The organism is Cerasicoccus sp. TK19100, assembly GCF_027257155.1.
Lineage (GTDB): Bacteria > Verrucomicrobiota > Verrucomicrobiia > Opitutales > Cerasicoccaceae > Cerasicoccus > Cerasicoccus fimbriatus.
Genome location: NZ_JAPWDU010000003.1, coordinates 548,561 through 573,093, shown reverse-complemented (window position 1 = coordinate 573,093; position 24,533 = coordinate 548,561). Strand labels below are relative to the sequence as shown.

Sequence of the window (24,533 nt, the reverse complement as noted above, 5' to 3'; positions counted from 1 at the left end):
TGGTAGCAAACTTTACGAACCTTCGAACATTTCAAACCTTTCGAACATTACTCAAAATACGGCGGGATCGGGCCTTCGTAGTCTTCCTTGGCGTTTTCCACGATGACGTTCGAGCGGATACCGCCACGACCGCGCCAGATCGCCTCAAGCCGCATCCAGCGGGGCTGGAGCAGGTTATACATCTCGTCGAAAATGGAGTTAGAAGCCGCTTCAAAGAAGATGCCCTTAGTGCGGAAATCCTGCAGATACAGCTTGTAGGCCTTGAGCTCCACGCAAGTCGCATCGGGCACAAACGTAAGCACAATGGTGCCAAAGTCGGGGTGGCCAGTCTTCGGGCAAAGCGAAGTAAATTCCTCCGCCACGTGCTGGATGACATAGTTACGCCCAGGGGCGGGATTCGGGAAAATTTCGATGTCCATAAAGCTTGGATAAGTAGCCATTAAAACAAGGCAAAGAAAAACTAGTCAGCCTCGAGTTTTGGTGCACCGGGAAACTGAAAAATCGCCTCGTCAAAACCATCGACAAACTCAAATTGCTCAAGATTCATCACCGACTCCAGCTCCCCGCTCACATAGCCCACGGCGCGGTGAGCGATTTGCACGCCATCAATTTCGCGATAGTCCGACAGCTCAATCGTTCGAAACTTTACCGCCCCATCCTCAAAGTCCGTCTTCATCTCCCGCTGCACAAGCATCGTCTCCGGGTTCAACCAGTAATTGACCAAACCCCCATTGGGCAGCGTGACCTTAACACCGGGCACACCCGCATCATTCGTGAGCGGATCCATTTTAATCGAATCACTGCCCTGCTCTATCAAATAGTTGAACAAAACTGCATCCCGCTGCATTGACGAATCACCATGTCGGTCCATCCATTGACTACCCTTCAACGGATCAGCACCAATCGGCGTCAACCAGCCACGAGAGCCATCATAACCCTGAATCATTATCCCGTTTGGCGTTGTTAATTCCAGACGGAATAATTGCGGCCTCATTTTCCGCACTACGAATGGATATCTTTCCCCACCAAACTCGTAAATTCCATCCATACGAAAAGCTACAATCGCATCCGAGTCGCGCTGGCCAAACATAGCCTTTCGGTGCTTTAGAATTAATGACCGAACATCCGAACTCACTTTAGACCGATTCTGATTTACCGTTGATGCATTCTCTGAGATTTCATGTAATCCTTGTGTGTAGACGCCAATTGCCCCTAACCACGAAAATGTGGCGATGAAGCTGGAGGCAGTAAGAATCTGACGGTAGAAATTCATAGCTCAACATACAGAAGAGCCTTCCCCACGGTGGAGGAAGGCTCGGTAAAGAAGTCTCACAGACACTAACGATGGCGGCGGCACACCGCGAAGCCCAGAATCGCGACACCTAGAAGCATTGCGTAAGTACTGGGCTCCGGAACAACCGTATACAAAGGGTCGAGCGGAGCGATTGCTGTAGTCGTTGAAAAGTTTTCGCCATCTGCAGGAATGCCATTCATTTCGACATTAGTTGCATAGCCGTAAGTAGATCCAGCTACTGCAGTGTTAGATGGAAACCACATAACTCCAAACGAAGAAGTTAGTTGGCTATCACTTAGAGCGGGCGAGCCATTAGGACCGGTGTAAAGCACATTTTCAATTCCAGTAACGCGACCTTGATTCGGTCCAAAGTTAAGAGTCGTTGGTGGCGTTGTGGATGACGCATCTCCGCTGAAAATAAAAACATCGCCGGTAGCTAGACCATTTGCGGTGAGCTCTACATAATTTGAGGTAATATCAAAAGGATCATACAAACCTAAAGTCAGACCATCACCGTTAACATCAAACAGCAGACCCCATGACATCCCAGGAGTTGCACTACCTCCTATTGAATCAGTAAAACCATTTTGATTAATCTGGAACGACGTAGTAGCAAGCAAACTAGAGCTAGCTACCGAGCAAATTAACAGTACATATTTAAATTTCATAAAAGTGTAGGTATAAAGTAGTGCACGTAAGGTTATTCGAGATAGGATGGCAAGTAGGACCAAACAAAAGAATCATTTGATACGGTTCCAGGCTTACGCAGAATGTAGTTTTGGCCAGGCTCCAATTGAAAGGTGTTATCAACTAGATTCCCACCATTGTCATACCAACCGTAGCCTTCAAAATAAGTCAAAACAGATGATGCAGATTTATTATAGTCTGCACTGTCATTGTTGTAGGCGTAGAGTATTGCTTGATCAGCTACACCACCAAGCCCCGAATCCCCGATTGATACATCTACAGGAGTATAAACACTGAAAATAATATCATTGGATTGCCCGGAATCATCCGTAGAGAAAATGTAGCGTGTTTTAAACATTGGCACGGCACCCGAAAGAATCAGATCAAAATCAGAGCTTCCAGCTGGTGTACGTATGATAACGCCTTCGGCAATATCCAGAGTATCATCATCAGATAAATTACCACCATTATCGTACCAGCCATAACCATCAAAATAGGTTAATACATCAGCGGCTGAGCGATTAACAGCATTACCAGAATTAATGTAGCGATACAATATTGAACCCTCCGGCACAGTCGTTCCGGAGAACAATGTTGCGGGGGTCCAGTAAGGGACAATTTGAATGATGTCGCCATTGCCTGAGCCATCTGCCGATTCGGACGTGACGCCGGTCAGGTCTTCATCGCCCAAGGCTACGGTGATGGAGTTTGCGTCATTGGCTGTGATTTCAAGGGCCAGCCCTTCTTTGGCACCCGTTAGAAACACCGCATAGTAGGTGTTGGCGGGATCGCTGGAATCCGCGTCGCCGTAGAGGAATTCTCCGTCATCCCAGCTAGGGCTGCCCAGAATGGTGAGCGTTGAGCCAGAAATCGAATCAATGCGCCCCTCGAAAGTCACCGCTCGGCTGAATGGCACGCTAATACGCGTATCCGATTCACCTTTAACCGGAATAACCATTCCACCCATGGGATCCGTGGTTGCGGCATTGGCGGTGATGGCAAGCGAAGACGCTGCCAGGAAAGCAAGATAGGGGGATATTTTCATTTAACGAAGACTGGAGAGGAAAAGACTAAGATGCATGGTTACAATTTCAAGGCTATATTACCATGTGAAGGGTAATTGAGAATGAATATTTCACCCGATTAGATTTATTTACGATATTTTCGGAACCCGCGGTTGAAAATCCGCTATTTGGAATGAAATTAGTTCTCAAATAAGATTGATTTTTGGAATCATTCCAATTTAGCCTACAAGATTATGATTAATTTAACCGACGCAGCCAAGGCCCACCTTGATGACGCGCTTGCCAGCAGTGGCTTGCGGTCAACGCGTCAGCGCGAGCAAATCTATGCAGTGCTACTCAAGCGGCGCGACCACCCCACGGCCGACGAAGTCTACGCGCGCGCTAAGGAAGTCATGCCCACGATTTCCTTGGCCACCGTCTATAATTGCTTAGAAACCCTCGTCGATTGCAACCTCGTCAAAAAGCTAAACTACGAGCGCGAGCCGAGCCGCTTTTGCCCCAACGACGGCGAGCACGCCCATTTTCTCGACGAGGCCAATGGCCGCGTTTACGACATCCTGCTCCCCGAGAACTTCCGCAGCATGGTTTCGCAAATCCTCCCAAAGGGCTTCGAGGCCAACAAGGTCAAGCTGACCTTCACCGGATACGCCCCTCAAGATCTGGATACCAATTCCTTATAATGACAGTGCCCTTGTTCTTGGTTCTTAGTTCTTGGTTACCGTCCAACTGAAAATTATCGAAACAACTTCCACACCTCCCAACTTTCCAACCTTTCGAACATTCCAACGTTTCGAACCTTTACAAATCATGTCACTCGAAATCCAGAACCTCAACGTCAACATCGGCGAAAAGCAGATCCTGCGCGACTTCTCCCTGGAAGTGCCCGCAGGCGAAGTCCATGCGATCATGGGCCCCAACGGCACGGGTAAGAGCACCCTGGCCAAGGCCCTCGCCGGTCACGAAGACTATGATATCACTAGCGGTCAGGCCCTGCTCGACGGCGAAAACATCGTCGGCATGGAGCCAGACGAAATTGCCCGCCTCGGCCTGTTCATCGCCTTCCAGTATCCGGTGGAAATTCCCGGCGTGACCATCGCCAACTTCATCCGCGCGGCCCTGCAGGCACGCCTGGAAGAGGGCGAAAAAATCGTCGCCACCGAGTATTACAAGCAGCTTCGCGCCATCATGGACGAGCTAAAAATCGACCGCAGCTTCTCCGCCCGCTCCGTCAACGACGGCTTCTCCGGCGGTGAAAAGAAACGCTGCGAAATTTTGCAGATGAAGATGCTCGACCCGAAGTATGTCATCATGGACGAGACCGACTCTGGCCTCGACATCGACGCGCTGAAGGTCGTCGCCGAGGGCGTTAACAACATGCGTTCTCCCGACCGTGGCTTCCTCGTCATCACCCACTACCAACGCCTGCTCGACTACATCGTGCCAGACGTGGTCCACATTATGTGGGACGGACGCATCGTCAAAACCGGCGACAAGAGCCTGGCCCTCGAAATGGAAGCCAAGGGCTACGATTGGGTGAAGGAGGAGTTTGCCGGCGCTACTGCGTAGCGGCGTAAGGTTCGAAAGTTTGAAATGTTCGTAGGTTCGTAAAGTTATGGCAACGTGGACGACATTCGAGGAGATTGACGCCTGGCAGAAAGCCCGGACGCTGACTCGTAATGTCTATACGGCTACCAATCAGGGTAGTGCCGCTAAAGATTACGGACTGCGAGATCAAATTCAGCGCAGCAGCGTTTCGGTAATGTCTAACATTGCCGAAGGATTTGCCCGTGGCGGGGTAAAGGAATTTCTAAACTTCCTGCACATCGCTCGCGGCTCCCTGGCTGAAGTTAAAAGCCAACTCTACGTCTTGCTGGACGTGGGGCACATCGGCCAAGCACAATTCGAGAATATCTACAACGATGCTTCGATGACCGAGGTCCGCATCAACGGCCTCATCAAGTATCTGCGGAATACAGATTTTCGCGGTGCTAAATTTCAAACCAGCGAACCCGAACAACCTTTCGAACTTTACGAACGTACGAACATTACGAACCTTTCATGACCGAAACCGTCCAGATGATCATCCTGTTCATCGTCACCAGCATGGGGACGATGGGAGATGGCAGTGATAAGCCTACCGGTGCCTGGCTGGAGGAAGTCACCACGCCGTACTATGCGTTTGTCGACGCGGGTTACGAAGTGGTGGTCGCCTCCCCCGAGGGTGGCGCGATGCCCATCGACCCGCGTAGCCTCGAAGGCCGCGGCGTCACGGAATCCGTCAAGCGCTACCAGGCCGACGAGCAGGCCCAGGCCTTGTTCGCCAGCACCCTGAAGCTCGACGACGTGGTTGGCAACGACTTCGACGCCGTGTTCATCCCCGGTGGGCACGGCCCGATGTTCGACTTGGCCAACAATATGGAGGTCAGCATGATTGTCGTGCAGCACTACGGCGTGGGTAAGCCCGTTGCCGCGGTTTGCCACGGCCCCGCTGGCCTACTCACCGCGACTGACGACTACGGCAACTGGATTTTCGCCGGCAGCGAAGTGACCGGCTTCTCCAATGCCGAAGAGGACGCCGTTGGCCTGACCGACGAAATGCCATTTCTGCTCGAAGACAAAATCGTCGAGCTGGGCGGCAAATACGTCCGCGTGAAAAACTTCGAGCCCAATGTCATTGTCGACGGCAACCTGATCACCGGGCAGAACCCGGCCTCCGCCGAAGGCGCTGCCAAGGCCGTGATCGACAGGCTGGAGAATAAACAACCGCAAATGGTTCGCCGCCGCGTCATGCCTAAAAAACCAGCCAATGCTGGCACCACCGAATAACCACCTTCGAACCCACCAACCTTCGAACTTTCCAACTTATTTCAGCCATGAGCACCGAAGCACCAGAAATTAACATCGACCGCAGCAAGGGAGATTTCTCCTATGCCGAAGATTACGCCTACGACGCCGGCATCGGCCTCTCGCCCGACACCATTGACTACATTTCCAAGGTCAAGGGCGAGGAAGCGTGGGTAAACGAGTTTCGCCACAAGGCGCTGAAGATCTTTCAGGACAAGCCCATGCCGACCCACTGGGCGAGCAAAGACCTCGACTCCATCAAGTTCGAGGACGTCCGCTACTACCTCTCCAAGGGGCAAAAGCCATCCCGCACCTGGGACGACGTGCCGGACGACGTTAAGGAAACCTTCGAGCGCCTGGGCATCCCCGAGCAGGAGCGCGCCTTCCTCGCTGGCGTGGAAGCACAGTTCGACTCCGAGGCCGCCTACTCCCGCATGAAGGAGGAGATGGAAAAGCTCGGCGTGATCTTTGTCGGCCCCCATGAAGGCCTCCACGAGCACCCCGAAATTTTCAAGAAATTCTTCGGCAAGGTCATCCCGATCGGCGACAACAAGTTCTCCGCGCTGAACAGCGCCTGCTTCTCCGGCGGCAGCTTCATCTACGTGCCCAAGGGCGTGAAGGTAGCGCAACCGCTGCAGGCCTACTTCCGCATCAACGCGGAAAACTTCGGCCAGTTCGAGCGCACGCTGATCATCGCCGACGAGGGCTCGGAAGTCACCTACATGGAGGGCTGCACCGCACCGAAGTTTGAGACCGCCACCCTGCACTCGGCCGTCGTGGAGCTCGTTGCCCTCAAGGGTGCGAAGATCCAATACATCACCGTGCAAAACTGGTCCAACAACGTCTTCAACCTCGTCACCAAGCGTGGCATGGCCGAGGAAGATGCCGAGATCCGCTGGATCGACTGCAACATCGGCAGCCGCCTGACGATGAAATACCCCGGCGTCGTGCTCAAGGGCGAGCGCGCCCGCGGTGAAGTCATTTCCATCGCATTGGCCAACGACGGTCAGCACCAAGACACCGGCGCGAAGATGATCCACGCCGCCTCGAACACGACCTCGAACGTCATTTCGAAGTCGATCTCCATCGGCGAAGGCCGCAGCACCTACCGCGGCCAGGTCCACATTCCCAAGCGGCTGTCCAACTGCAAGAACAACACCGAGTGCGACGCGTTGCTCATCAACACCAACTCGCGCACCGACACCTACCCGGCGATCACCGTCCGCGGCGACCACAACTCCGTCCAGCACGAGGCCAGCGTCTCCAAGGTCAGCGCCGAGCAGATCTTCTACATGCAGCAGCGCGGCCTCGAAGAGGGCGAAGCGATGTCGCTCGCGGTCAACGGCTTCATCAACGACCTCGCCCGCGAATTCCCGATGGAATACTCCGTCGAGCTGAAGCGCCTGATCGACCTGGAAATGGAAGGCTCGGTTGGCTAACGCCAACTGTGCTCTGGTGCTTGGTTCTTAGTTCTATGTTGAGCTACCAACCAAGCACTAAGAACCAAAAACCAAAGCACACTTTTTAGAATAAAAAGACCATGTCTGTCGTCACGACCACACCTGACACCGAAAAATTCACCGAGGAAAACTTCCGCCACCACCTGGATGCCTTCTGGTTGAACGCGCCCTGGGTGCAGGAGCTCAAGGAAGAAAACTGGACGCGCTTTCAAGAGCTGCCGATGCCCACCCGCAGCGACGAGCGCTACCGCTTTACGGACATTCGCAAGCTCAAGCTCGAGGGCTACCGCCCGGCGCAGGAGCCCAGTGAAGCCAAGAAAGCCGACGCCATTGAGCGCAGCAACATCGTCAGCAACTACGCTGGCAAGCTCGTCTTTGGCGACAACTACCTGCTGGAGTTCCAGGGCGTCAGCGAAGAGCTCGCCAGCAAGGGCGTCATCTGGATGCCGCTCCAGCGAGCGGTACTGGAGCACCCGGAGCTAGTTAAAAAGTATTTCCTCGAAGAGGAGAATCTACTCGGCTCGGAAAAGCTGCTGGCACTGCACAACGCGTTCTTCCACGGCGGCAGTTTCCTCTACGTCCCCAAGGGCGTGGAAATCGAAAAGCCGCTTTGCGCCTACTACTGGTCAGCTGATTGCAACGAAGCCATTTTCCCGCACACCTTGCTCGTGGCTGAAGACAACGCCAAGGTCGACTTTGTGGATTACTACGGCAGCCTCGACGAAGGTTGCTGCTCCACCCTCTCCTGCGGCGTCGGCACGATCTACGCCGGCCAGGGTGCCCAGGTCTTCCGCAAGATCGTTCAGAATTTCAACGAGGAATGCCTCTCCGTTCAACTGGAGGCCAACATCGCCAACCGCGACAGCCAGGTGAAGACCATCGCCGTCAACCTCGGCTCTAAGTATGCGCGTTTGCAGAACCACACCCGCATCGTGGGCCCCGGCGCCGATGTCAAAATGTATGGCCTGACCATTGGCCGCGACGAGCAGGAGTTTGACCAACGCACGCTGCAAATCCACGAAGCGCCCAACGCCGTGAGCGACCTGCTCTTTAAGAACGCGCTGCTCGACGACTCGCGCACGATTTTCTCCGGCCTGATCAAGGTCGCCAAGGACGCTCAGCAGACCGACGCGTATCAAACCAATCGCAACCTGCTGCTCTCCAAAACCGCCGAGGCCAACAGCCTTCCCGGCCTGGAGATCGAGGCCAACGACGTGAAGTGCTCCCACGGTGCCACCACCGGCCAGGTCGACGAAAACGAGCTCTTCTATCTGATGGCGCGCGGCATCCCCCGCGAGACCGCCTACCAGCTGCTGGTCTTTGGTTTCTTTGAGGAAATCATCGAAAAAATCAGCAACGAAGAGCTCCGCGAAAACGTCCGCAAGCTCGTCCAAAAGAAGTTCGCCAGCTAGGCAGTGGGCGGCTTGAAATTCCTACAAAAAAGCAGAAGCGGCGAACACCGCTTCTGCTGAAATGCTTTGCTTTGAACGGAGTCCGTTAGCGACCACTCTGGCGACGACGCATCACGAGCAATACGCCCATGGCCAGCGCGCCGAGCATCAGGGCAGTCGTCTGCGGCTCGGGAATTGTGCTCAGCTCGAAGCTGGAGATTTGCGCGGACGCACCTTCGTTGACGCTGAAACCAACGGCGGAAATGTCGTCGTAGTTGCCGCTGCCCACCAAGGAGGCCGGGCGTGAGACGGTGTTGCCCAATGAGTCTTCGGCGAAGATCGACACTGTCCAGTTCGACGAAGAGGCATCCGTCGCATCCAGCACCATGGTGACGGTTACGTTGGCATTGCTCAGCACGCCGTCGTAATCAATGCGGCCCGCCGAGACGCCCAAGCCGGTAAAGGTTACCACGTTGGCGTTGTTGCGCTGCAAATAGGAAGTGTAGCCCGTAATCACCGCGCGCTGGTCGGCAGTGGTGTCGGCAAAGCCCAGACTCAGCCAGTTCGTGCCGCCGCCGGTGACATCGAAGCTTGCCGTGAGTTGATAAATCTCGCCGGCCTGCGGAGCGAAAGCCAGCCAGGCCCCGCCGTCGGCCGTATCGGCCACGGAACCATCGGCGTCAAAAACCGGATTGGCATTCCAGGTCGCGCCACCAGTAGTGATTGTCGGCGTCGTGCCATCGAGGTTCGAGCCGGGTGTTCCGTTAAAATCCTCTTGGAAGATCACGACGGCTTGGAGGCTGAAAGACGCGGCCAAAGTAAGCGCGACGCCCGAGATTTGCTTAAGTGTAAACATTGTGCTTGGGGATGTTGAGGATTGAAACATGAGCCGTCGGCTGACGGTCGACTGGAGGTGACTTCCACGAACGGCTCAATACACACATCCAAACCCATGAGCGCCGGAAAGTCCCGCGCCCGATTATGCAAACTGTAACATTTTGGGCAGAAAAGGCCGCTAGCTCCGGCGTTGCAGGCCATTTTCGGTCCACTTACCCGCGATACGCAGGATGAGCGGTGCCTCCGGCAGGCCAAACTCGGAATGCTGGATTTTCACCACCATGATATCCAGCGCTGCCTTGGCGAGGTTGCGGAAATCGTGCACGATGGCGGCCTGATGGCTGGGATGCAGATCTCCCGTAAAGCCGATCCACGGAATGCGGTGCGACTCGTAATCCACTGGCGGAGCGAGCGAGCTGAGCAGACAATCCGCTTGGAAATCTCTCGCCCAGCCCTCCACGCGCTGATGAAACTCGGCTATCGGAGCTACGTGGCAGGGGCAATCGTAGCCCAGATACTCCTGGGTCGCGGCGTAAAACGCGCCTTGGTGAACGCCCTGCATCCCACGGTGGAAGCGATCGTGCACAGCCAGAATTGGCCGGCGATAACCCGCCTCGACCAGCCGACGCACACAGCGCCGCACGTCGAAATACGTGCTCTTTTGAATGCTGTGGGTTTGCGGGCGCTGCACGGTCTCGCTGAGAGAGACGACACTGTAGCCCTCCCATGGGAACATGATTTCGTTCACGCCGACCGGCAGTGAGGACAGAAATATGCCGCGCACGCCCCGGGAGCGCAGCACCTGGTCCAATCGGCGCGCGGGCATCTCATCGGCGTTCAGCCAAAATTCATCCAGGTTGTAGCCGCGCTTGGGGGCGAGGTCTTTTAGGTGGTCGTGCAGGCGCACACTCGTCGGGACGCTGCGCCAGCCCTCGGGCTCCGGGTAATTCGTCAGCCAAGCCAGCGTTCCGCGAAAGGCATGGCGCTGCGACTCGTGGCGGTAGGCATTGAGCGCCGACAGCGCCGGATCGGGCTCATAGCCGAGCTCTTCCGCCAGCCGCTCGATGCGCTCACGCGTCTCCGGCTTCACCCGCGGGTCGTGATTAAGCGCACGCGACACCGTGGCGATGCTGACGCCAAGCTGCTTGGCTATCTGCCGCATGGAGACCCTCATGGGCAGCCATTACGACCGCACGCGCTTCAGGTTTCAATTCCCGATTCACCAGCGATATCTTCGCGACGAGACCACGCGCCATTTTGTCGCCAAAGCAGGGTCAAGGGCTCATTCGGGCTTGGCCAGTCGGAGAATTATCACACAATGAGCCGCATGTTACTGCGGACTATTATTGGTTATTCATCTTTCTGGGCTGCCAGCTTGGCGTTCGGGTAATCCAACCCCGCACCGTTTCCACAAATCAAGGGCGACACCCCCAGACAGCCATGACACCCAACAGAGCAAATAGAGCATTGAGCAAGGTGAAACATTCTACGATGCTAAGCGCCATCATGCAGCCGCATAAACTATTGGCATTGATCATTTGCCTCATCATTGCCCAGCCCGCGCTATTGCTGGCACAAGAAGAGGATTACAACCCGGTCACTCCCTACGAAGATCCGACTGAAATCCTCGATCTCCTGAGCGAGCTCTCCGCCACCGATGACGAACATTTAAGCGAAGCCTACCAACTGCACCCGGCCAACACCAGCAGCCCGCGCGACACCATGATCAGCTTCATGAAAATGACGCAGCGCTTTCATGACTTGATCTCCAGCGAGAACTATTCTCCCCAAGATCGCGTGGAAGTATTCCATCTCTTCGGGCAGATGCAGGACTTCTTTGATTTGCGCAACATCGCACCGTCCCTCCGTGCCGACTACGCCTCGGCCAGTGCGATCTATTTGCGTGAAGTGATCGACCGCGTCGGCCTGCCACCCATCGACAAAATTCCCGACGAGCGCATCATGCAACAGGCGATTAAGAACGGTTTCCCGGCGCGGTGGCAATTGCCGGAAATGCCGTTTGAAATCATCCGCGTCGATAGCGGCGATGAGGAGGGCCACTACGTCTTCAGCCAGGAAACTATCGAAGAGGTGAAACCACTCTTCAACGAAATCCGTGACATGCCCTACAAGACCAAGGCTGCGGAAGATTTCTATTACTATTTTTTCCTGACGCCCAACCCGGTTATCCCGTCGGAGTGGATTGATAACCTGCCGGACTGGGCACTATTGGATTTCTACGAGCAGACCGTCTGGCAGTGGGCTTCAATGTTCATTGTCATCGTCCTGGCCGGGCTATCCGTTTGGCTAATGCAGCTCATCATTAGCCGCATTAGTAGGAAAATGGCACCCACCGCACGCCACGCGATTCACCTCATCATCCCAGCCTACGCGATCGGAATTTGTTATTTTGCCTACGACCTGATCGACGACAAAATTTTTATCACTGGAGATGTGTTCCAGGTGGTCGTTTATGTGGCTTATTCGATCATCCTGATTTCTGCCATTATCATCACCTACATGATTGGCACGCTGGTGGCCGACCTCGCCGTCAAAGCAGAACGCTACCGTTACCAAAGCTTCGATTCTCATCTGATGCGTATCGGCATTCGCATCGTCAGCATCATCATTTGCCTGGCGATATTAATCAAAGGCCTGCAGCACGTCGGCTTCTCCCTGGCCACCGTGATCGCGGGTGCCGGCGTAACGGGTCTGGCCATCGCGCTCGCCGCCCAAAGCATGCTGCGCAATATTTTTGGCGGCTTGATGATCTTGCTCGATAAGCCCTTCCGCGTAGGGCAGCGCGTTAAAATAGAGGGTGCTGACGGATCCGTCGAAGAGATCGGCCTGCGCTCGACCAAGATTCGCCTGCTCAACGGCCACGTAACCACGATCCCCAACGAGAGAGTCGCCGATGCCTCCATTGAAAACATCGGCATGCGCCCCTACATCCGCCGCGTGTCGAGCATAACCATCACCTACGACACGCCACAGGAGAAAATCCCGCTCGCAGTCCAGATCATCCGCGAAATCCTGGCCTTGCCCGAGGGGGAAGCGCCTGGCGAGAGTCAGGAGCACCCCAATGAACGCATTAACCAACCGGACTTTCCGCCCCGGGTGTTCTTTAACGAATTCAACGCCGACTCGCTCAACATCCTGATGATGTACTGGTTCCACCCGCCCCTGTATTGGGATTTCATGGAGTTCAGCCAGCGCGTGAACGAGGAAATCATGCGTCGCTTCGCCGAAGCGGGCATCGAGTTTGCATTTCCGACGCAAACGATTCATCTTGCGGGTGAAAAGGTGGCGCCCTTTCCTCAAATCGAGGCTGCCGCCCCTGAGCCAAAGCCAGAATCAGAAAATTCCCAATCATGAGCGCCAACAACCAGCGAGTTCTCTCCCGCGACGTCGAAGCCACGGTCATCCCGGCCGGTGACAAGGTCACCCTGCCCAGCGGCTCCAAAGTCGACATCACGCACCGCCTCGGCGGCAACTTTACCGTCGTCTGCGATTACGGCATGTTCCGCATTCTCGGGACCGACGCCGACGCCCTTGGCGAGGAAACACCCGACTCCGCCAAGACCGAAGCCGCGGCTGGCGGCGACGACCACGAGGGACCGCCCTCGGACGAAGCCGTCTGGGATGCACTCAAATCTGTTTACGACCCGGAAATCCCGGTCAACATCGTCGACCTGGGCCTGGTTTACTCCATGGAAGTCATGGAAGAGGCCAGCCAATACCATGTTTCCGTGCAAATGACGCTCACCGCGCCCGGCTGCGGCATGGGCCCGGCCATCGCCGAAGACGCCAAAGGCCGCGTCGAGTCGGTGCCCGGCGTCACCTCCGCCCAAGTGGACATCGTCTGGGACCCACCCTGGACCCAAGACATGATCACCGAAGAGGGCAAAATGGAGCTGGGCCTGATCTAGCAAAAGCGCCGTAGCATAGGCGTCCCGCCTGTGCCCCAAATCCAACTAACCAACGCACGCCCGTAGCATAGGCTTCCCGCCTGTGCCCTAATCCATCATTTCCATAACGGTGTTCTTTAATCCACACTAGGAACTGGAAACGACCCATCGCAACCTTCCTCAATGACGGCAGGACGACGCCCTCTATTTCGTCACCTTTCGGCTAGCTGACTCCATCCCAGCCGCCAAACTCCGGCAATGGCGCGAAGAACGCGATCTCTGGTTAGCACAGCATGGTCAACCCACCACCGACCAGCAGCAGGCCGCCTATGATGAGCGTTTCCCCGCCCGTTTGGAAACCTGGCTCGACGCTGGCATGGGCAGTTGCCTGCTTTCCGAAAGGCCAGCGATTGAAACCGTCGCCAACGCGCGGAAGCATTTCGATGGCAAACGCTACCATCTCGATCATTGGGTGATCATGCCGAATCATGTGCATCTGATCGTGCTTCCCTTCATCAACCATGCGCTATCGGACATTCTTCACTCATGGAAATCCTTCACGGCAAAGCGATTGAATCGGCCGTCCGAACGTGCTGGCGCGGTGTGGCAGAGTGAATCTTACAGTCGAATTATTCGGGATGAAGCTGAGTTGCGGCACTACCGCGAATACATTTTGGAGAATCCCAACAAGGCGGGACTCGATTTAGCGGAAGATGCGATCGGCACTGATCGGATTGATGAAAAACTTGAAGATAAGTGATGATTTAAGGCACAGGCGGGACGCCTATGCTACGATGGTCGAGAGACTTACCCGCAAAACACCTTTTTGATTGGAAATTCTGCGCTTTCCGCATCACATTACCCATCATGATCGAATCCAAAGCGAAAACTCCACTTTTTGACTGCGACGACGAGAAGAGCAAAGACGCCGGTAAGGGCGGCATCCAGCTGCAGATGGAAAAAAAATTCCTCGAGGAGCGGAAGATTTTTCTCTGGGGCGAAGTCAATGATGAGTCCATGAAGACCATCATGGAAAAAATGCTCTACCTCGAGGCCGAGAAACCCGGCGAGGAGATCAAGTTTTACATCAATAGCCCCGGCGGCTCGATCACCGCAGGCATGGCTGTCTATGACACCATGCAGATCATCAGCTCGCCGATCAGCTGCATCGTCCACGGCATGGCCGCTTCGATGGGCAGCATTCTGCTGTCCGGTGGCACCAAGGGCCGTCGCTTCGTGTTCCCGCACGCCCGCGTGCTCATCCACCAGCCGCTGATCATGGGCCGCATCGTCGCTCCCGCAGTCGATATCAACATCCAGGCCGAGGAGATGGAAAAGCTCCGCGAAGAGCTCAACAGCATCCTCGCCCGTGCCTCCGGCCAATCCATCGAGAAAATTCGCAAGGACACCGACCGCGACTTCTATCTCAACGCCCAACAGTCCATCGAATACGGCTTGGCCGACGCGATCTTCGAAGGCCCGCTCTAAGCCGGCGAATTAAATTTTATCCCAATGAGGCGTGGAGCAATCCACGCCTTATTTTTTGTTCGCGGCTTCGCGCGCGGCCTTGCGGCGCTCGGCTTCTTCTTTGATTTTCTGGCGTTCGGCGGCCAGCTCTTCCTGCCACTTGGTGGCAAGCACGCGGTCACCATACTGGTTGGCCAGCGGGATCGCCTGCGGAAGGAACGCCAGCTTTTCACCGCGTACGCTGGCCCCTTCGGCCAATGCGCGCATGATCGGGTAGGCCATTTTGCGCTCACCTAGGGTAATGAGCAGCTCGGAAATCTGGAACGCCAGCCCGGCATTCTCGGGCGTAAAGGAAGTCATCTGCGAAACAAACTCCAGCTGGGCAATCGCCTTCTCGCTTTCGTCCCGCTTCTGCCACCCAAGGGCAATTTCGTAAGCGATGGAGAGGCCGGGCGCGTAGTGAAACTGCCGACGCAGATACGCAAATGCGGCATCGTCGCCCTCGGCTTTGCGGATTTTCTCCGCCTCACGCATGACGACATATTGGGCAAGCTCATCCGTGGGGTCGAGGCGCTCCAATTGTTTGGCTAAACCCACCTTAAAGGGCCGGTATAGCGGATCACCGAGAAACATCCCCATCCAACTCGAGACCTGCATCGAGTAATACGCGGCATCGCCGGTTTGCATGCCGTCGGCCAGAGCCTCCATGAACAGGTGGGGCTGGTGCGTCAGTTGCAGGTAGGGCTCGTAAACATTGCCCACCGTGGCCGCGACACCGCGCTCGACAAAGGCACCCGTCCAGCGGGCGCTTGGCCGACGCAAAGCCTGTCCGGAAAAGCTACTGATGTGAATCGCGATGGCTCCGGGCGGCATGCGATACTCCGGGTCTTCAAACGGGCCGTCCGGCGGATGCGTCCACCAGCCGAAGTAAATCGCCGGCGCGTCTAACTGGTGTGTCCACTGGAAGCGGGGCTTGTTCTCATCGAGGCTCACGGGGAAATCCAGTTGCTTGATTTGGGCCATGGCCTCGTCCATCCATTTTTCACCCTGGGCATGCGGGCCGCCCTTGTCGATGTAGCCGCGGCCACGCAATCCGTTGGCCTCGCCAATGAGGGCGCTGTCGATGAGGCGCTTCACGGCGGCCACGCTGGGCCCGTCGAGCCGCGCAACCTTCACCATACTGTTGAGCTGCATGTAGTCGGGCGTCTTTTGCTTGAACAGCGGGTTCTTGGCCGGGCCGGCCAGCGGGGTGTCGACCACGGCCAGGTAATTCAGCTCGCTGTCGACGGAGGCCTGGCTGTTGGCCATCGCGCCTTGAGTATCACTCGGCAAACCTCTCAATGTCGCCTCCGAATAGCCATCCACCTGATAGGGCAGTCGGCACAGCACCAGGTAGCCGATGCTGTGGCCCATGGGGACCATTTTCCGGCGACCGGCGCTGTCGTAATCGTTGGAAAGCACCGCATTGAGCCACTTTTTTTCGACCAGCTTTTCGCGGAGCGGATTGAAAATTTGCTCAATGAATTCCTCCCCCTTCAGACGCTCCTCCTTGGAGCACGCGATCTTGATTAAGTTCGCCTCGGGGATCTTGCGCTTGCTCATGTAATACGCCGCAATGGCAAGCGAGTCCGGGTCGTTTTCGTTGGCGACGACCACAACTTGTTGCGGCTCCACCGCAAAGAGGTTCACCGCCAAGAGCAGGCACAGGGTGTGGATAAAGAAACGCATGGCGCGGAACTTAGGTGCTGCCCAGGCTGATGGCCAGCTTGATCCCGAAATAAGTCGCGACCAGGCACAGGACAACGTTGAGCGCGATGTTGCCAAAGCCCGCCGCCCAGCGCTGCTCCTGCAGCAGGGCCAGCGTCTCAAAGCTGAACGTGGAAAACGTTGTAAACGCCCCACAAAAACCCGTCGCAAAAAGAAAACGCAGTGCGTGGGGGGCGTCGCTTTTGATGCTGAACCAGCCCAAGATTACCCCGATAATGAACGAGCCCAGCACGTTGACCGTAAAGGTGTGCCAGGGGAAATCCGACTTCAGCCAATGCCCCACCATCGCGCGGCTGACTGCGCCCAGCGCGCCGCCAATGGCGATGTAGAGCAGTTGCGACGCGTTCATGAATCGATGCCGCGCGCGCGGTTGATCGCCTTTTGGTAATTGAGGATGCCGGTGACGATCGCGTCGGCCAGCTTGTCACGGTAGGCCGAGCTGCCGATGTTACGCCCCTCGGTTGGGTGGCTCACGAAGCCGCCTTCCACCAGGACGCCAGGGCACTCCAGTGACTTGAGCACCGCAAAGCGCGCGCGCTTAAGCCCGCGATCGTCGGCCCGGGTTTTTTCGACCATTGCCGATTGGATATAATAACCGGCCATGAGACTCCACGGCGCATCTTTGTTACCCGCGTAGCTGCGGCTGTCGGCGCTGGTGGAATTCGTCGAGGCATGGCCGGGCGGCGTCATGACAAAGGTTTCGATGCCGTCGACCTTGCTGTTGTTAATGGCGTTAAAGTGCAGGCTCACGAACAAGTCGGCATTGAGCCGGTTGGCGATCGCCGGGCGCTCACTGAGCGAGATATACTTGTCCGTCGTGCGCGTCAGCGAGACTTTGTAGCCATATCTTTCGAGACGGCTTTTCACGCGGTTGGCGAGGTCCATCGCCAGGTATTTCTCCTGCAGCTTGAGGCTGGGGTTCTGTGCACCGCCGTCCTTACCGCCGTGCCCGGGGTCGAGCACGATGTGGTAAAGCTTCGGCTTCGGGTCGAACTGCTGCGGGAAAAAGAGCGGCTTGAGCGTTTGCTCGTAGTCCACCTCGGTAATGTGCAGCACACCGTTGTGCAGGGCTACCGGCGCACCGAGGTAGATCTTGTCGCCGTTGTAGGTGATGTCCCGCTTGTGCAGGGTAAAGCGCAGGTCCGACCACTGGCTGCCGACTTGGGCCTCCTTGCCGCGTACCAGCCACGAGTGGTCCATACCAAAGCGGGTGGCCACATCGGGCAGCGAGACGTAACGGTGGCCATTGATCGTCACCGCATCGGCCAGTGATGCGCCCACAACGATGCAGGCGATCATCAGCCAGATGACGCGATTCAGATGAAGGCGGCGGAGCGTCGACGCGAGTGAGGACATGTCGGGCTGGCCTGCGCGAAAGGTCATTACTCCTTTTCTTGCTCGTCGTGCTCTTCGTCGTGCTCGTGCTCTTCGTCGTCGTGCTCGTCCGGATCTTCGCCGTGGTGGTGGCTGTATTTGAGCGGCTGCTTCTTATTGGCAGGCAGCGGCGACATCGTGGTGGTGATGTTGCGTCCGACCAATTTCGGCGGGCTGTCCAAATGGCCAATGTGGCTAAGATCCTCGATGGCGCGCTTGACGACCACGAAACCCAAGTCCTGGTGCTGCATTTCGCGGCCACGGAACATAAGGGTGATCTTCAGCTTCGAGCCATGATCGAGAAATTCTTCGGCGCGTCGGAGCTTCGTCATGAAGTCGTGCTCCTCGATACGCACGCGGAACTTGACCTCCTTCATGCGGGTGGCGGCCTGGTGCTTCTTGCTGTCCTTCTCGCGCTTGCTCTGCTCGTACTGGAACTTACCATAGTCCAGAATACGGCAGACCGGCGGGCGCGCGTTCGGAGAAACTTCCAACAAGTCCAGCCCGGCCTGCTTGGCCAAGTCCAGGGCGTCCTTGGTTTTCATGACGCCCACCTGCTTCCCGTCCGGGCCGATGACCCGGATTTCTGGCACGCGGATGCGTTCGTTTTTGCGTGGGCCGCGATTAAAATTGCGGCCGCGTCCTCTTCCAAATGGCGCTTTTCCCATTAAGAATCGGTGGATCGCAGAGAGCCGCCAACGCGTGGGGTCTCGCTTTGGTTAGAGTTCGTTGAACTAACGAATGGATACTTAGGCATAAAAATCAGACTACTACTAAAGACCGGCAGCCCAGTTTTTTCAATCACTTTTGCGTTAAATAAAAATGACGCAAATCAACCGATATTTGAGCAGAGACTCAACAAGACTTGGAGGCAGGACAATTTAACCACGAAGAGCACGAAGGACACGAAGGTTTTGGCGACGATTCTTAGTATTTAACCATAAAAGCAACTTAGTGCTCTCTGTGTCCTTCGTGGTTAAGAAATCGTTCCGCTGGAAAACGTCCGCTCCTACGCCATCCGCAAGCGCCCGGTGCTATCGCCGAAGGACTGCATGCCCACGCCGAAGCGCTCGGCCAAGTCGATGTAGAGATTGCACATCGGCTCGTGGTTGACGCGGACGTGTTCGCCACCGCCGATGGCTTTCGTTTCGCCGGCGAGGAGCACCGGCAGGTTGTCGTGGTTGTGGCGGTTGCCGTCGCTGATGCCGCCGCCGTAAACCAGCAGGCAGGAGTCGAGCAGGCGGCCGTTTTCGCCATCGGGCGTTGCCGCGAGTTTTTCCAAAAAGCGCGCGTAGGCCTCCAGGTAAAAGCGGTCGATCTTCTTGAGCTGCTCGATTTTACTACCGTCGTTTTCGTGGTGCGACAGGTTGTGGTGGCCGCTGCGAATATCGATCTCGGGGAAAATCTGGTTACTGCCGTCGTGCGCGAGCATAAAGGTCGCCACCCGGGTGCAGTCCGAGGCGAACGCGAGCGCCATGATGTCGAACATCGCGTCGAGGTATTCGCTGTAGTCGGCCGGGATGCCCACCGGCAGCTCGTAATCCTCGGGTGGGCGCGGCATTTCCAGGTTGCTCTGGATGCGGCTCTCCACCGCGCGCACCGACTCCAAATACGAGGCCAGCTTGTCGCGCTCCTCAGCCGAAAGCTGGCGATAGAGGCGGCGGGTGTCGTCGCGCACACCATCGAGCACGCTTTGGCGGCGCGCCCAGCGCTCCTCGATCTGGCGGCGCTTGGTTGGGTCGCTCGCGCCAAATATCCGCTCGAAGGCCTGCTTCGGGTTGACCTCCGGCACGTTGGGCGTGGTCGGCGTGCGCCAGGAAAGATTATATTGGTAGGCGCAGCTGTAGCCGCTGTCGCAAGAGCCCGTCTTGCGCTGGCGACTGCACGAGAGCTCCATCGACGGCAGATCGGTGACGCCGTCCATCTTACGCGCGAGCACCTGGTCGATAGACTGGCCGATCTGGATGTCTTCGCCGCCCGTCTTGCGCGCCTGCATGCCGGTTAAAAACGTGGCATTCGCGCGGGCGTGATCGCCAGCGCCATCTCCATTGCCCGCCGCCTTGTCGTGCTTGAGCCCGGAAACGACGCGCACGTTGTTAATGACTCCGGCCAGCGGCTCCAGCGTCGGCGGCAATGAGGATAATTTCCCCGTGGCCGCCGGAAACCAGTTCTCGTTGATCACGCCGTTGGGGTGGTAAATGAAGCCCATTCGCAGCGGCTTGCCATCCGGAGTCAGCCCAATCGGCTTCACCGCCGGCGCTAGCGACTCCGCCAGCGCACTGCCAGGCAGCGAGTAAAACAACGGCAACGCCACCACCGACCCCAGCCCCCGCAAAAACGTGCGGCGGTGCAAAGCTTGGGATGGGATGGGCGTGGACATGAGCTACGCAGTATATCCAGTTATTTTAAAATAAAAAGCGAAATCAGTTCGCCCCGCCCGGGGCGTAGTGGCGGGCCACGGCGGTGATCAGCGCGCCGATGCGGTAGTCCTGCGCGGCGGTTTCGGCGGCAATCTGCTCCAAAGCAGGGCGGTCGCGGTAGTTGACTCCGCGGCCAGTCGCGTAAGTCGCCAGCTTTTCGGTAAAGGTCGCCACAAACTCTTCGCGCCGCGTCTCGACGAGGTAGGCCACGAGCGCGCTGGGGCTGTCGATCACCGCGCCATCGAACAAGGTTTCGGCCGGGGCGGCCTCATCGCGCTCGGCACCGATGCCGTCGTAGCCTTCCATCGCCAGACCGATCGGGTCCAGAATGTTATGGCAGGAGGCGCAGTTGGGATCAGCACGGTGCAGCGCCAGACTTTCGCGGAAATCCTTGGGCGTCGGGTGGTCATTGGCCGCGCTGAGCGAAGGGATGTTCGCCGGGGGCGGAGGCGGGGCCATGCCGAGTAAATTTTCCAGAATGAACTTCCCCCGCAGCACCGGGCTGGTCCGGTCGGGGTGCGAGGTAACGGTCAGCACCCCAGCCTGGCTCCACATGCCGCGCCGGTTGGTGTCCGCCAGCGAGACACGCTTAAAGCCACGCCCGGGCTTGTCGGCGAGCCCGTAATGCTCGGCCAGGATGTCGTTAACGAAGGTGTAGTCCGCATCGAGCACCCGCAGAATCGAGCGGTCCTGCGCGATCAGGTCTTTAAAGAAGCGCGTGTTCTCCTGCCACATCGCGTTGCGCAGCCGCCAGTTGTAGTCGGGGTAGGTCTTGCGGTCGACTTGCAGGCTGTGCAAATCACGGAACTGCAGCCACTGCGCGGCGAACTCTTCCGTGAGCGTACGCGAACGCGGGTCGCGCAGCATGCGCTGGATCTCGGCGTCGAGGCCCGCCCGCAGCTCGCCCTTGCGCGCGAGCTCGAACAGGCGGTCATCCGGCATCGAGCCCCACAGGTAATACGAGAGCCAACTGGCCAGCGCGTATTCGTTGGCCGCATCATCGGGCTCCACGCGGTAAATGAAGTTCGGCGAGGCCATGACGGTGTCCATCACCGCATGCAAGGCGCGGCGGGGGTCATTATCCGTCCGCTTGAGTTCCTGCTGGTAAACCATCCACAGCGAATTCAGCTCCTCACCGGTCACCGGGCGGCGAAAGGCGCGGCTGGCGAAACGCTGAATCCCCTGCCGCATCTGCGCGGGGGCGACGGCTTCCGGCAGCCCACCAAAGTGACGCTCCAGAAACGGCGTCATCAAGTCGGCCTCGGTTTGAAACGGCCCCTCCAGCTCCATGGCAACCAAGACCAGGTTGCGGTCATTCGGCGGCGGCGCGTGCTCGTCATAAAAATCGTTGGCCAGCTCGACGGCGAGGCGGCGCTCGCCAGGCTGGTTTTGCGAGAATTCCAGCTCGACCATCGTGGGCGCACCGATGTCGGCCGAAGGCGCGTCGACCACCTGCGCCTCGCCCAGGCCATGGACCCGCGCGCGGACCGGTTCATCGCCCGCCTGGTCACCCGCCAAATGAAGCTTCACCCGATAAACACCCCGCGCGGGCAAGGAGAGATCGATTTTGGCCGCCTGCTCCATACCGCTCGCGTAAACGCTCTGGCCCGAGCCGCGGTCGCCGCCACTGCCGTCAAACATGCTGCCCGCGTAGCGATCCGCACGCGTCTTGGCGGGCAGCGGCACCGCCCACTCCGCGGCATCCGCCGCGAGGCTCAGGTAGCGCTCCAAGAGCAGCGGGGAAACTTTCAACACGTCGGCGTTGTTGTCGAAACCGTAGCCGGTGTCATCACCCGGCAATTGCTCACGCGCGGGGAAGTCCACCAGCAACAGGTCGTTGAGCGTGTTGGCAAACTCGTAGCGATTCAGCCGGCGCAGCGTCTCGTGGTCGGGCGTGGATTTCTCCGCGACCTGTAGGAGGCGGGCGTCCACGGCGCGCAGCAGGGCCTCGCGGTGCTCGGGCGGCATTTCCCGGTGGTCGAGCGGCGGCATGTAGTGAATTCGCAACGCTTTAACGACCTTCTCCCACTTTTCCGGCGTCTCGGCGACGGTGCGCTCAAACTGCGTCTGGACAAGGTCCACCCCACCCTCCGTCAGGAACCCGCCATGGCAGTCGAAGCAATACTCGGCCATCAGCATGCGCGTGTCATGCCAGCTCAGCGTCTCCCCTGCGGCAAAGGCATCCCCACCCGCCGCGCACAAGGGTGCCGCAGCTAGCAACAGGAGACTGGCAATCGTGGGGGAACGACTCATGGGCAATCAACGTGACCTCACAATTAAGGCAGTGTTCAATAAATTGCAAAGCGACAATATCACCTCACCGGGCTGCACCGCCAGTAAACACAATAAGGTGGCGGCCGATATCCCTATCGGCCAGGGGCGAGTTCGAACCTAAATGATTGGCTGAAAGTAACTCTTGACGGATATAGCCTCAGCAACGGACCTACTCCATCTGTTTGTTACAGGCTCTGGCCGATAAGGATATCGGCCGCCACCCTGGAAATTTTCCGCAATGATTACCCCACCCGGCATCTTCATTCGACAAATTCTGGCCCGGCCTCCACATTGCCCGCATGACGCAACGCGTGCAATCGCCGCCGGACAAACCGCTCATGCTGTGGGACGGGGATTGCGGCTTTTGCAAACGCTCAGCCCAACGCCTCCAGCGCCGCACTGGCGACCAGATCGACTACGCCGCCTACCAGACGATGCTCAAGCGCTTCCCCGAAATCCCCGAAGCCGAGCTCGAAAAAGCCGTGCACCTCGTCGAGCCCGATGGCGGCATCTACCACTCCGCTGAGGCCATCTACCGCGCCCTCGCTCACGCCCCCGGCTGGCGCTGGACGAAGCGCTTTTACGAAAAAAGCCGCCTCTTCCGCGCCCTCAGCGAATGGGGCTACCGCCGCGTCGCCAACAATCGGTATTTCATCTCGAAGTTCTGGTGAGGGTGGCCTTGATTTGAGAGAGTTTCTGGCCTAGATTCATCTGCGAATCACCCAACGCCTCATGCAGTTCTGCACTTGCAGCAAGGCCAACTGAGGATAAACTTGTTTCCATGTCAGTTCAGGAAATCAAAGAAGAGTTAAGGCGCATGGAGGCCCCCGCTCTTCAGGAGCTAACCAGCTACATTCTCCAGCTTCGCCGGGTGATGGACCCCGAACGGCCTGCGAGGATCGCAGATAAACTGGACTCAAAGGACACAAAATGGGTTAGCCTTGAAGAAATGGAAAAGCGCCTCGGTTGTGAATGAGCAGCGCTTACCAAATCTTCGTCGATGATGAGGCAATCGACGTATTGATGACCTTGCGCTCTAAGGACAAGCACGAGATTCGGAGCTTCATTCGCTCGCTGGCGGAGGACCCGTTCCAGGAGGGCGACTTCCCCGAAACTGACCGTGAAGGACGCACCATTTTCACAAAGTTAATTGGTGCCTATGCCGTCGGCTATTATCCTGACCACGCCGTGAAAGAAGTTAAAGTCTTCGAAATCATTCGCGCGGATAGCTGATCTGAATTACAAGTATCCGCCCCCCAGCAATCCCGCGCTTGGCCTTGACCCCGAAGCCGGGAGGATTTTGATTAGTGAGCCATGCCCTCGAAGGATTTTGATGAAGTCGTATCGCTGATACGCAAAGAGGACTCGCGCTTTGAAGCCGGGGCCTACCACTTTGTGCGGCTTGGGCTGGATCACACCATCAAGTCCCTCAAGGAAGAGCCCGAGCGCGAAACGCGCCATGTTTCCGGGCATGAGCTGCTCTCCGGCATCCGCGATTATGCGCTCGACCAGTATGGCCCCCTCGCCTACACGCTGCTCAGCCACTGGGGCGTGAAGCGCTGCGAGGACTTTGGCGACATCGTCTTTAACCTCGTCGAATGGGGCGTGCTGGGCAAAACCGAAAACGACCAGCCCGAGGACTTCGCCGGCGGCTACGATTTCCGCGAAGCCTTCCTGCAACCCTTTGAGCCCAAATCCCGCCGCCTCAATCCACCCGGCAACGAAGCATCGAGCAAGAATTAGGCTGGCAAAATGCGTCATCGCCACGAATTCGAAGGTGGCGGC

Annotated in this window: 26 protein-coding genes; 14 read left to right on the top strand and 12 right to left on the bottom strand. The window is 57.2% G+C overall.

Annotation, left to right across the window (positions count from 1 at the left end; all coding sequences use genetic code 11):
* Positions 1-47: 47 nt before the first annotated feature.
* The 4 genes from queF to O3S85_RS09070 form a co-directional block, all read right to left on the bottom strand.
* Positions 48-440 carry a preQ(1) synthase gene (queF, locus tag O3S85_RS09085; RefSeq protein ID WP_269539838.1) on the bottom strand — a complete coding sequence of 131 codons (393 nt, stop codon included), beginning with the start codon at positions 438-440 and terminating at the stop codon, positions 48-50.
* A 20-nt stretch (positions 441-460) separates the two neighbouring features.
* Positions 461-1,273, bottom strand: coding sequence for a LolA-like protein (locus O3S85_RS09080; RefSeq protein WP_269539835.1), 813 nt, complete (start codon positions 1,271-1,273; stop codon positions 461-463).
* Positions 1,274-1,338: 65 nt separating this feature from the next.
* Positions 1,339-1,962: a PEP-CTERM sorting domain-containing protein gene (locus tag O3S85_RS09075; protein ID WP_269539833.1), complete on the bottom strand. Its 624-nt coding sequence runs from the start codon at positions 1,960-1,962 to the stop codon at positions 1,339-1,341.
* 32 nt (positions 1,963-1,994) lie between these two features.
* On the bottom strand, positions 1,995-3,026 hold the full coding sequence (locus O3S85_RS09070) for a TIGR02597 family protein (protein ID WP_269539831.1): 1,032 nt from the start codon (positions 3,024-3,026) through the stop codon (positions 1,995-1,997).
* A 213-nt stretch (positions 3,027-3,239) separates the two neighbouring features.
* Between O3S85_RS09070 and O3S85_RS09065 the strand changes: the two genes are divergently transcribed.
* From O3S85_RS09065 to sufD, 6 genes are all read left to right on the top strand, one after another.
* Entirely contained in the window at positions 3,240-3,686 is a 447-nt protein-coding gene (locus O3S85_RS09065; protein WP_269539829.1) for a Fur family transcriptional regulator, read from the top strand.
* A 127-nt stretch (positions 3,687-3,813) separates the two neighbouring features.
* Positions 3,814-4,572 carry a Fe-S cluster assembly ATPase SufC gene (sufC, locus tag O3S85_RS09060; protein ID WP_332107541.1) on the top strand — a complete coding sequence of 253 codons (759 nt, stop codon included), beginning with the start codon at positions 3,814-3,816 and terminating at the stop codon, positions 4,570-4,572.
* Between the two features lie 46 nt (positions 4,573-4,618).
* Positions 4,619-5,068 (top strand): four helix bundle protein, encoded by a 450-nt coding sequence (locus O3S85_RS09055; protein WP_269539827.1) that lies wholly within the window; start codon positions 4,619-4,621, stop codon positions 5,066-5,068.
* Entirely contained in the window at positions 5,065-5,832 is a 768-nt protein-coding gene (locus O3S85_RS09050; RefSeq protein WP_269539825.1) for a type 1 glutamine amidotransferase domain-containing protein, read from the top strand. The genes O3S85_RS09055 and O3S85_RS09050 overlap by 4 nt, the downstream gene beginning before the upstream one ends.
* Positions 5,833-5,879: 47 nt before the next feature.
* Positions 5,880-7,289 carry a Fe-S cluster assembly protein SufB gene (gene sufB, locus O3S85_RS09045; RefSeq protein WP_269539823.1) on the top strand — a complete coding sequence of 470 codons (1,410 nt, stop codon included), beginning with the start codon at positions 5,880-5,882 and terminating at the stop codon, positions 7,287-7,289.
* Positions 7,290-7,390: 101 nt separating this feature from the next.
* Positions 7,391-8,722: a Fe-S cluster assembly protein SufD gene (sufD, locus tag O3S85_RS09040; RefSeq protein WP_269539820.1), complete on the top strand. Its 1,332-nt coding sequence runs from the start codon at positions 7,391-7,393 to the stop codon at positions 8,720-8,722.
* A gap of 85 nt (positions 8,723-8,807) precedes the next feature.
* Here the strand turns inward: sufD and O3S85_RS09035 are convergent, their stop codons facing one another.
* Both O3S85_RS09035 and O3S85_RS09030 read right to left on the bottom strand, forming a co-directional pair.
* Positions 8,808-9,557, bottom strand: a complete 750-nt coding sequence (locus tag O3S85_RS09035) for a PEP-CTERM sorting domain-containing protein (RefSeq protein WP_269539817.1) — start codon at positions 9,555-9,557, stop codon at positions 8,808-8,810.
* A 159-nt stretch (positions 9,558-9,716) separates the two neighbouring features.
* Positions 9,717-10,700, bottom strand: a complete 984-nt coding sequence (locus O3S85_RS09030) for a LacI family DNA-binding transcriptional regulator (RefSeq protein WP_269539814.1) — start codon at positions 10,698-10,700, stop codon at positions 9,717-9,719.
* Between the two features lie 329 nt (positions 10,701-11,029).
* On the opposite strand from O3S85_RS09030, the gene O3S85_RS09025 reads away from it, so the two are divergent.
* The 4 genes from O3S85_RS09025 to O3S85_RS09010 all read left to right on the top strand — a co-directional run bounded on the left by O3S85_RS09025 (position 11,030) and on the right by O3S85_RS09010 (position 14,934).
* Positions 11,030-12,913 (top strand): mechanosensitive ion channel family protein, encoded by a 1,884-nt coding sequence (locus O3S85_RS09025; RefSeq protein WP_269539811.1) that lies wholly within the window; start codon positions 11,030-11,032, stop codon positions 12,911-12,913.
* On the top strand, positions 12,910-13,467 hold the full coding sequence (sufT, locus tag O3S85_RS09020) for a putative Fe-S cluster assembly protein SufT (RefSeq protein WP_269539809.1): 558 nt from the start codon (positions 12,910-12,912) through the stop codon (positions 13,465-13,467). Before O3S85_RS09025 ends, sufT begins: the two co-directional genes overlap by 4 nt.
* A gap of 331 nt (positions 13,468-13,798) precedes the next feature.
* Positions 13,799-14,206 carry a transposase gene (locus tag O3S85_RS09015; RefSeq protein ID WP_269539806.1) on the top strand — a complete coding sequence of 136 codons (408 nt, stop codon included), beginning with the start codon at positions 13,799-13,801 and terminating at the stop codon, positions 14,204-14,206.
* Positions 14,207-14,313: 107 nt separating this feature from the next.
* The gene (locus O3S85_RS09010; protein WP_269539803.1) at positions 14,314-14,934 is read left to right on the top strand and encodes a ClpP family protease; all 621 of its coding nucleotides are present in this window, start codon (positions 14,314-14,316) and stop codon (positions 14,932-14,934) included.
* Positions 14,935-14,982: 48 nt separating this feature from the next.
* Here the strand turns inward: O3S85_RS09010 and O3S85_RS09005 are convergent, their stop codons facing one another.
* The 6 genes from O3S85_RS09005 to O3S85_RS08980 form a co-directional block, all read right to left on the bottom strand.
* Complete coding sequence (locus O3S85_RS09005; protein ID WP_269539800.1) at positions 14,983-16,641, bottom strand: TIGR03790 family protein; 1,659 nt, start codon at positions 16,639-16,641, stop codon at positions 14,983-14,985.
* Positions 16,642-16,651: 10 nt separating this feature from the next.
* Positions 16,652-17,029 carry a fluoride efflux transporter CrcB gene (gene crcB / locus O3S85_RS09000; protein WP_269539797.1) on the bottom strand — a complete coding sequence of 126 codons (378 nt, stop codon included), beginning with the start codon at positions 17,027-17,029 and terminating at the stop codon, positions 16,652-16,654.
* On the bottom strand, positions 17,026-18,063 hold the full coding sequence (locus tag O3S85_RS08995) for an N-acetylmuramoyl-L-alanine amidase family protein (RefSeq protein WP_269539794.1): 1,038 nt from the start codon (positions 18,061-18,063) through the stop codon (positions 17,026-17,028). The genes crcB and O3S85_RS08995 overlap by 4 nt, the downstream gene beginning before the upstream one ends.
* Positions 18,063-18,722: a translation initiation factor IF-3 gene (infC, locus tag O3S85_RS08990; protein WP_269539792.1), complete on the bottom strand. Its 660-nt coding sequence runs from the start codon at positions 18,720-18,722 to the stop codon at positions 18,063-18,065. The genes O3S85_RS08995 and infC overlap by 1 nt, the downstream gene beginning before the upstream one ends.
* 341 nt (positions 18,723-19,063) lie before the next feature.
* The gene (locus O3S85_RS08985; protein ID WP_269539789.1) at positions 19,064-20,434 is read right to left on the bottom strand and encodes a DUF1552 domain-containing protein; all 1,371 of its coding nucleotides are present in this window, start codon (positions 20,432-20,434) and stop codon (positions 19,064-19,066) included.
* Positions 20,435-20,477: 43 nt separating this feature from the next.
* Positions 20,478-22,727 (bottom strand): DUF1592 domain-containing protein, encoded by a 2,250-nt coding sequence (locus O3S85_RS08980; RefSeq protein WP_269539786.1) that lies wholly within the window; start codon positions 22,725-22,727, stop codon positions 20,478-20,480.
* A gap of 320 nt (positions 22,728-23,047) precedes the next feature.
* Here O3S85_RS08980 and O3S85_RS08975 point away from each other — a divergent pair, with 320 nt between their 5' ends.
* The 4 genes from O3S85_RS08975 to O3S85_RS08960 all read left to right on the top strand — a co-directional run bounded on the left by O3S85_RS08975 (position 23,048) and on the right by O3S85_RS08960 (position 24,491).
* Positions 23,048-23,419, top strand: a complete 372-nt coding sequence (locus O3S85_RS08975; RefSeq protein WP_269539783.1) for a thiol-disulfide oxidoreductase DCC family protein — start codon at positions 23,048-23,050, stop codon at positions 23,417-23,419.
* Between the two features lie 110 nt (positions 23,420-23,529).
* On the top strand, positions 23,530-23,724 hold the full coding sequence (locus O3S85_RS08970) for a hypothetical protein (RefSeq protein WP_269539780.1): 195 nt from the start codon (positions 23,530-23,532) through the stop codon (positions 23,722-23,724).
* On the top strand, positions 23,721-23,981 hold the full coding sequence (locus tag O3S85_RS08965; protein WP_269539777.1) for a hypothetical protein: 261 nt from the start codon (positions 23,721-23,723) through the stop codon (positions 23,979-23,981). Before O3S85_RS08970 ends, O3S85_RS08965 begins: the two co-directional genes overlap by 4 nt.
* 81 nt (positions 23,982-24,062) lie before the next feature.
* Positions 24,063-24,491 carry a Minf_1886 family protein gene (locus O3S85_RS08960; RefSeq protein WP_269539775.1) on the top strand — a complete coding sequence of 143 codons (429 nt, stop codon included), beginning with the start codon at positions 24,063-24,065 and terminating at the stop codon, positions 24,489-24,491.
* Positions 24,492-24,533 lie beyond the last annotated feature (42 nt).

Bases quoted from the DNA above. Each gene is read 5' to 3' on its own strand.
- O3S85_RS09070 (WP_269539831.1), bottom strand. From the start codon at position 3,026: ATGAAAATATCCCCCTATCTTGCTTTCCTGGCAGCGTCTTCGCTTGCC.
- O3S85_RS08970 (WP_269539780.1), top strand. From the start codon at position 23,530: ATGTCAGTTCAGGAAATCAAAGAAGAGTTAAGGCGCATGGAGGCCCCC.
- O3S85_RS08975 (WP_269539783.1), top strand. From the start codon at position 23,048: ATGACGCAACGCGTGCAATCGCCGCCGGACAAACCGCTCATGCTGTGG.
- O3S85_RS09005 (WP_269539800.1), bottom strand. From the start codon at position 16,641: ATGCGTTTCTTTATCCACACCCTGTGCCTGCTCTTGGCGGTGAACCTC.
- O3S85_RS09025 (WP_269539811.1), top strand. From the start codon at position 11,030: ATGCTAAGCGCCATCATGCAGCCGCATAAACTATTGGCATTGATCATT.
- crcB (WP_269539797.1), bottom strand. From the start codon at position 17,029: ATGAACGCGTCGCAACTGCTCTACATCGCCATTGGCGGCGCGCTGGGC.
- infC (WP_269539792.1), bottom strand. From the start codon at position 18,722: ATGGGAAAAGCGCCATTTGGAAGAGGACGCGGCCGCAATTTTAATCGC.
- O3S85_RS09030 (WP_269539814.1), bottom strand. From the start codon at position 10,700: ATGCGGCAGATAGCCAAGCAGCTTGGCGTCAGCATCGCCACGGTGTCG.
- O3S85_RS08980 (WP_269539786.1), bottom strand. From the start codon at position 22,727: ATGAGTCGTTCCCCCACGATTGCCAGTCTCCTGTTGCTAGCTGCGGCA.
- O3S85_RS09035 (WP_269539817.1), bottom strand. From the start codon at position 9,557: ATGTTTACACTTAAGCAAATCTCGGGCGTCGCGCTTACTTTGGCCGCG.
- O3S85_RS08960 (WP_269539775.1), top strand. From the start codon at position 24,063: ATGCCCTCGAAGGATTTTGATGAAGTCGTATCGCTGATACGCAAAGAG.
- O3S85_RS09075 (WP_269539833.1), bottom strand. From the start codon at position 1,962: ATGAAATTTAAATATGTACTGTTAATTTGCTCGGTAGCTAGCTCTAGT.
- O3S85_RS09055 (WP_269539827.1), top strand. From the start codon at position 4,619: ATGGCAACGTGGACGACATTCGAGGAGATTGACGCCTGGCAGAAAGCC.
- queF (WP_269539838.1), bottom strand. From the start codon at position 440: ATGGCTACTTATCCAAGCTTTATGGACATCGAAATTTTCCCGAATCCC.
- O3S85_RS08985 (WP_269539789.1), bottom strand. From the start codon at position 20,434: ATGTCCACGCCCATCCCATCCCAAGCTTTGCACCGCCGCACGTTTTTG.
- sufD (WP_269539820.1), top strand. From the start codon at position 7,391: ATGTCTGTCGTCACGACCACACCTGACACCGAAAAATTCACCGAGGAA.
- sufB (WP_269539823.1), top strand. From the start codon at position 5,880: ATGAGCACCGAAGCACCAGAAATTAACATCGACCGCAGCAAGGGAGAT.
- O3S85_RS08995 (WP_269539794.1), bottom strand. From the start codon at position 18,063: ATGACCTTTCGCGCAGGCCAGCCCGACATGTCCTCACTCGCGTCGACG.
- sufC (WP_332107541.1), top strand. From the start codon at position 3,814: ATGTCACTCGAAATCCAGAACCTCAACGTCAACATCGGCGAAAAGCAG.
- O3S85_RS08965 (WP_269539777.1), top strand. From the start codon at position 23,721: ATGAGCAGCGCTTACCAAATCTTCGTCGATGATGAGGCAATCGACGTA.
- O3S85_RS09065 (WP_269539829.1), top strand. From the start codon at position 3,240: ATGATTAATTTAACCGACGCAGCCAAGGCCCACCTTGATGACGCGCTT.
- O3S85_RS09080 (WP_269539835.1), bottom strand. From the start codon at position 1,273: ATGAATTTCTACCGTCAGATTCTTACTGCCTCCAGCTTCATCGCCACA.
- O3S85_RS09010 (WP_269539803.1), top strand. From the start codon at position 14,314: ATGATCGAATCCAAAGCGAAAACTCCACTTTTTGACTGCGACGACGAG.
- sufT (WP_269539809.1), top strand. From the start codon at position 12,910: ATGAGCGCCAACAACCAGCGAGTTCTCTCCCGCGACGTCGAAGCCACG.
- O3S85_RS09050 (WP_269539825.1), top strand. From the start codon at position 5,065: ATGACCGAAACCGTCCAGATGATCATCCTGTTCATCGTCACCAGCATG.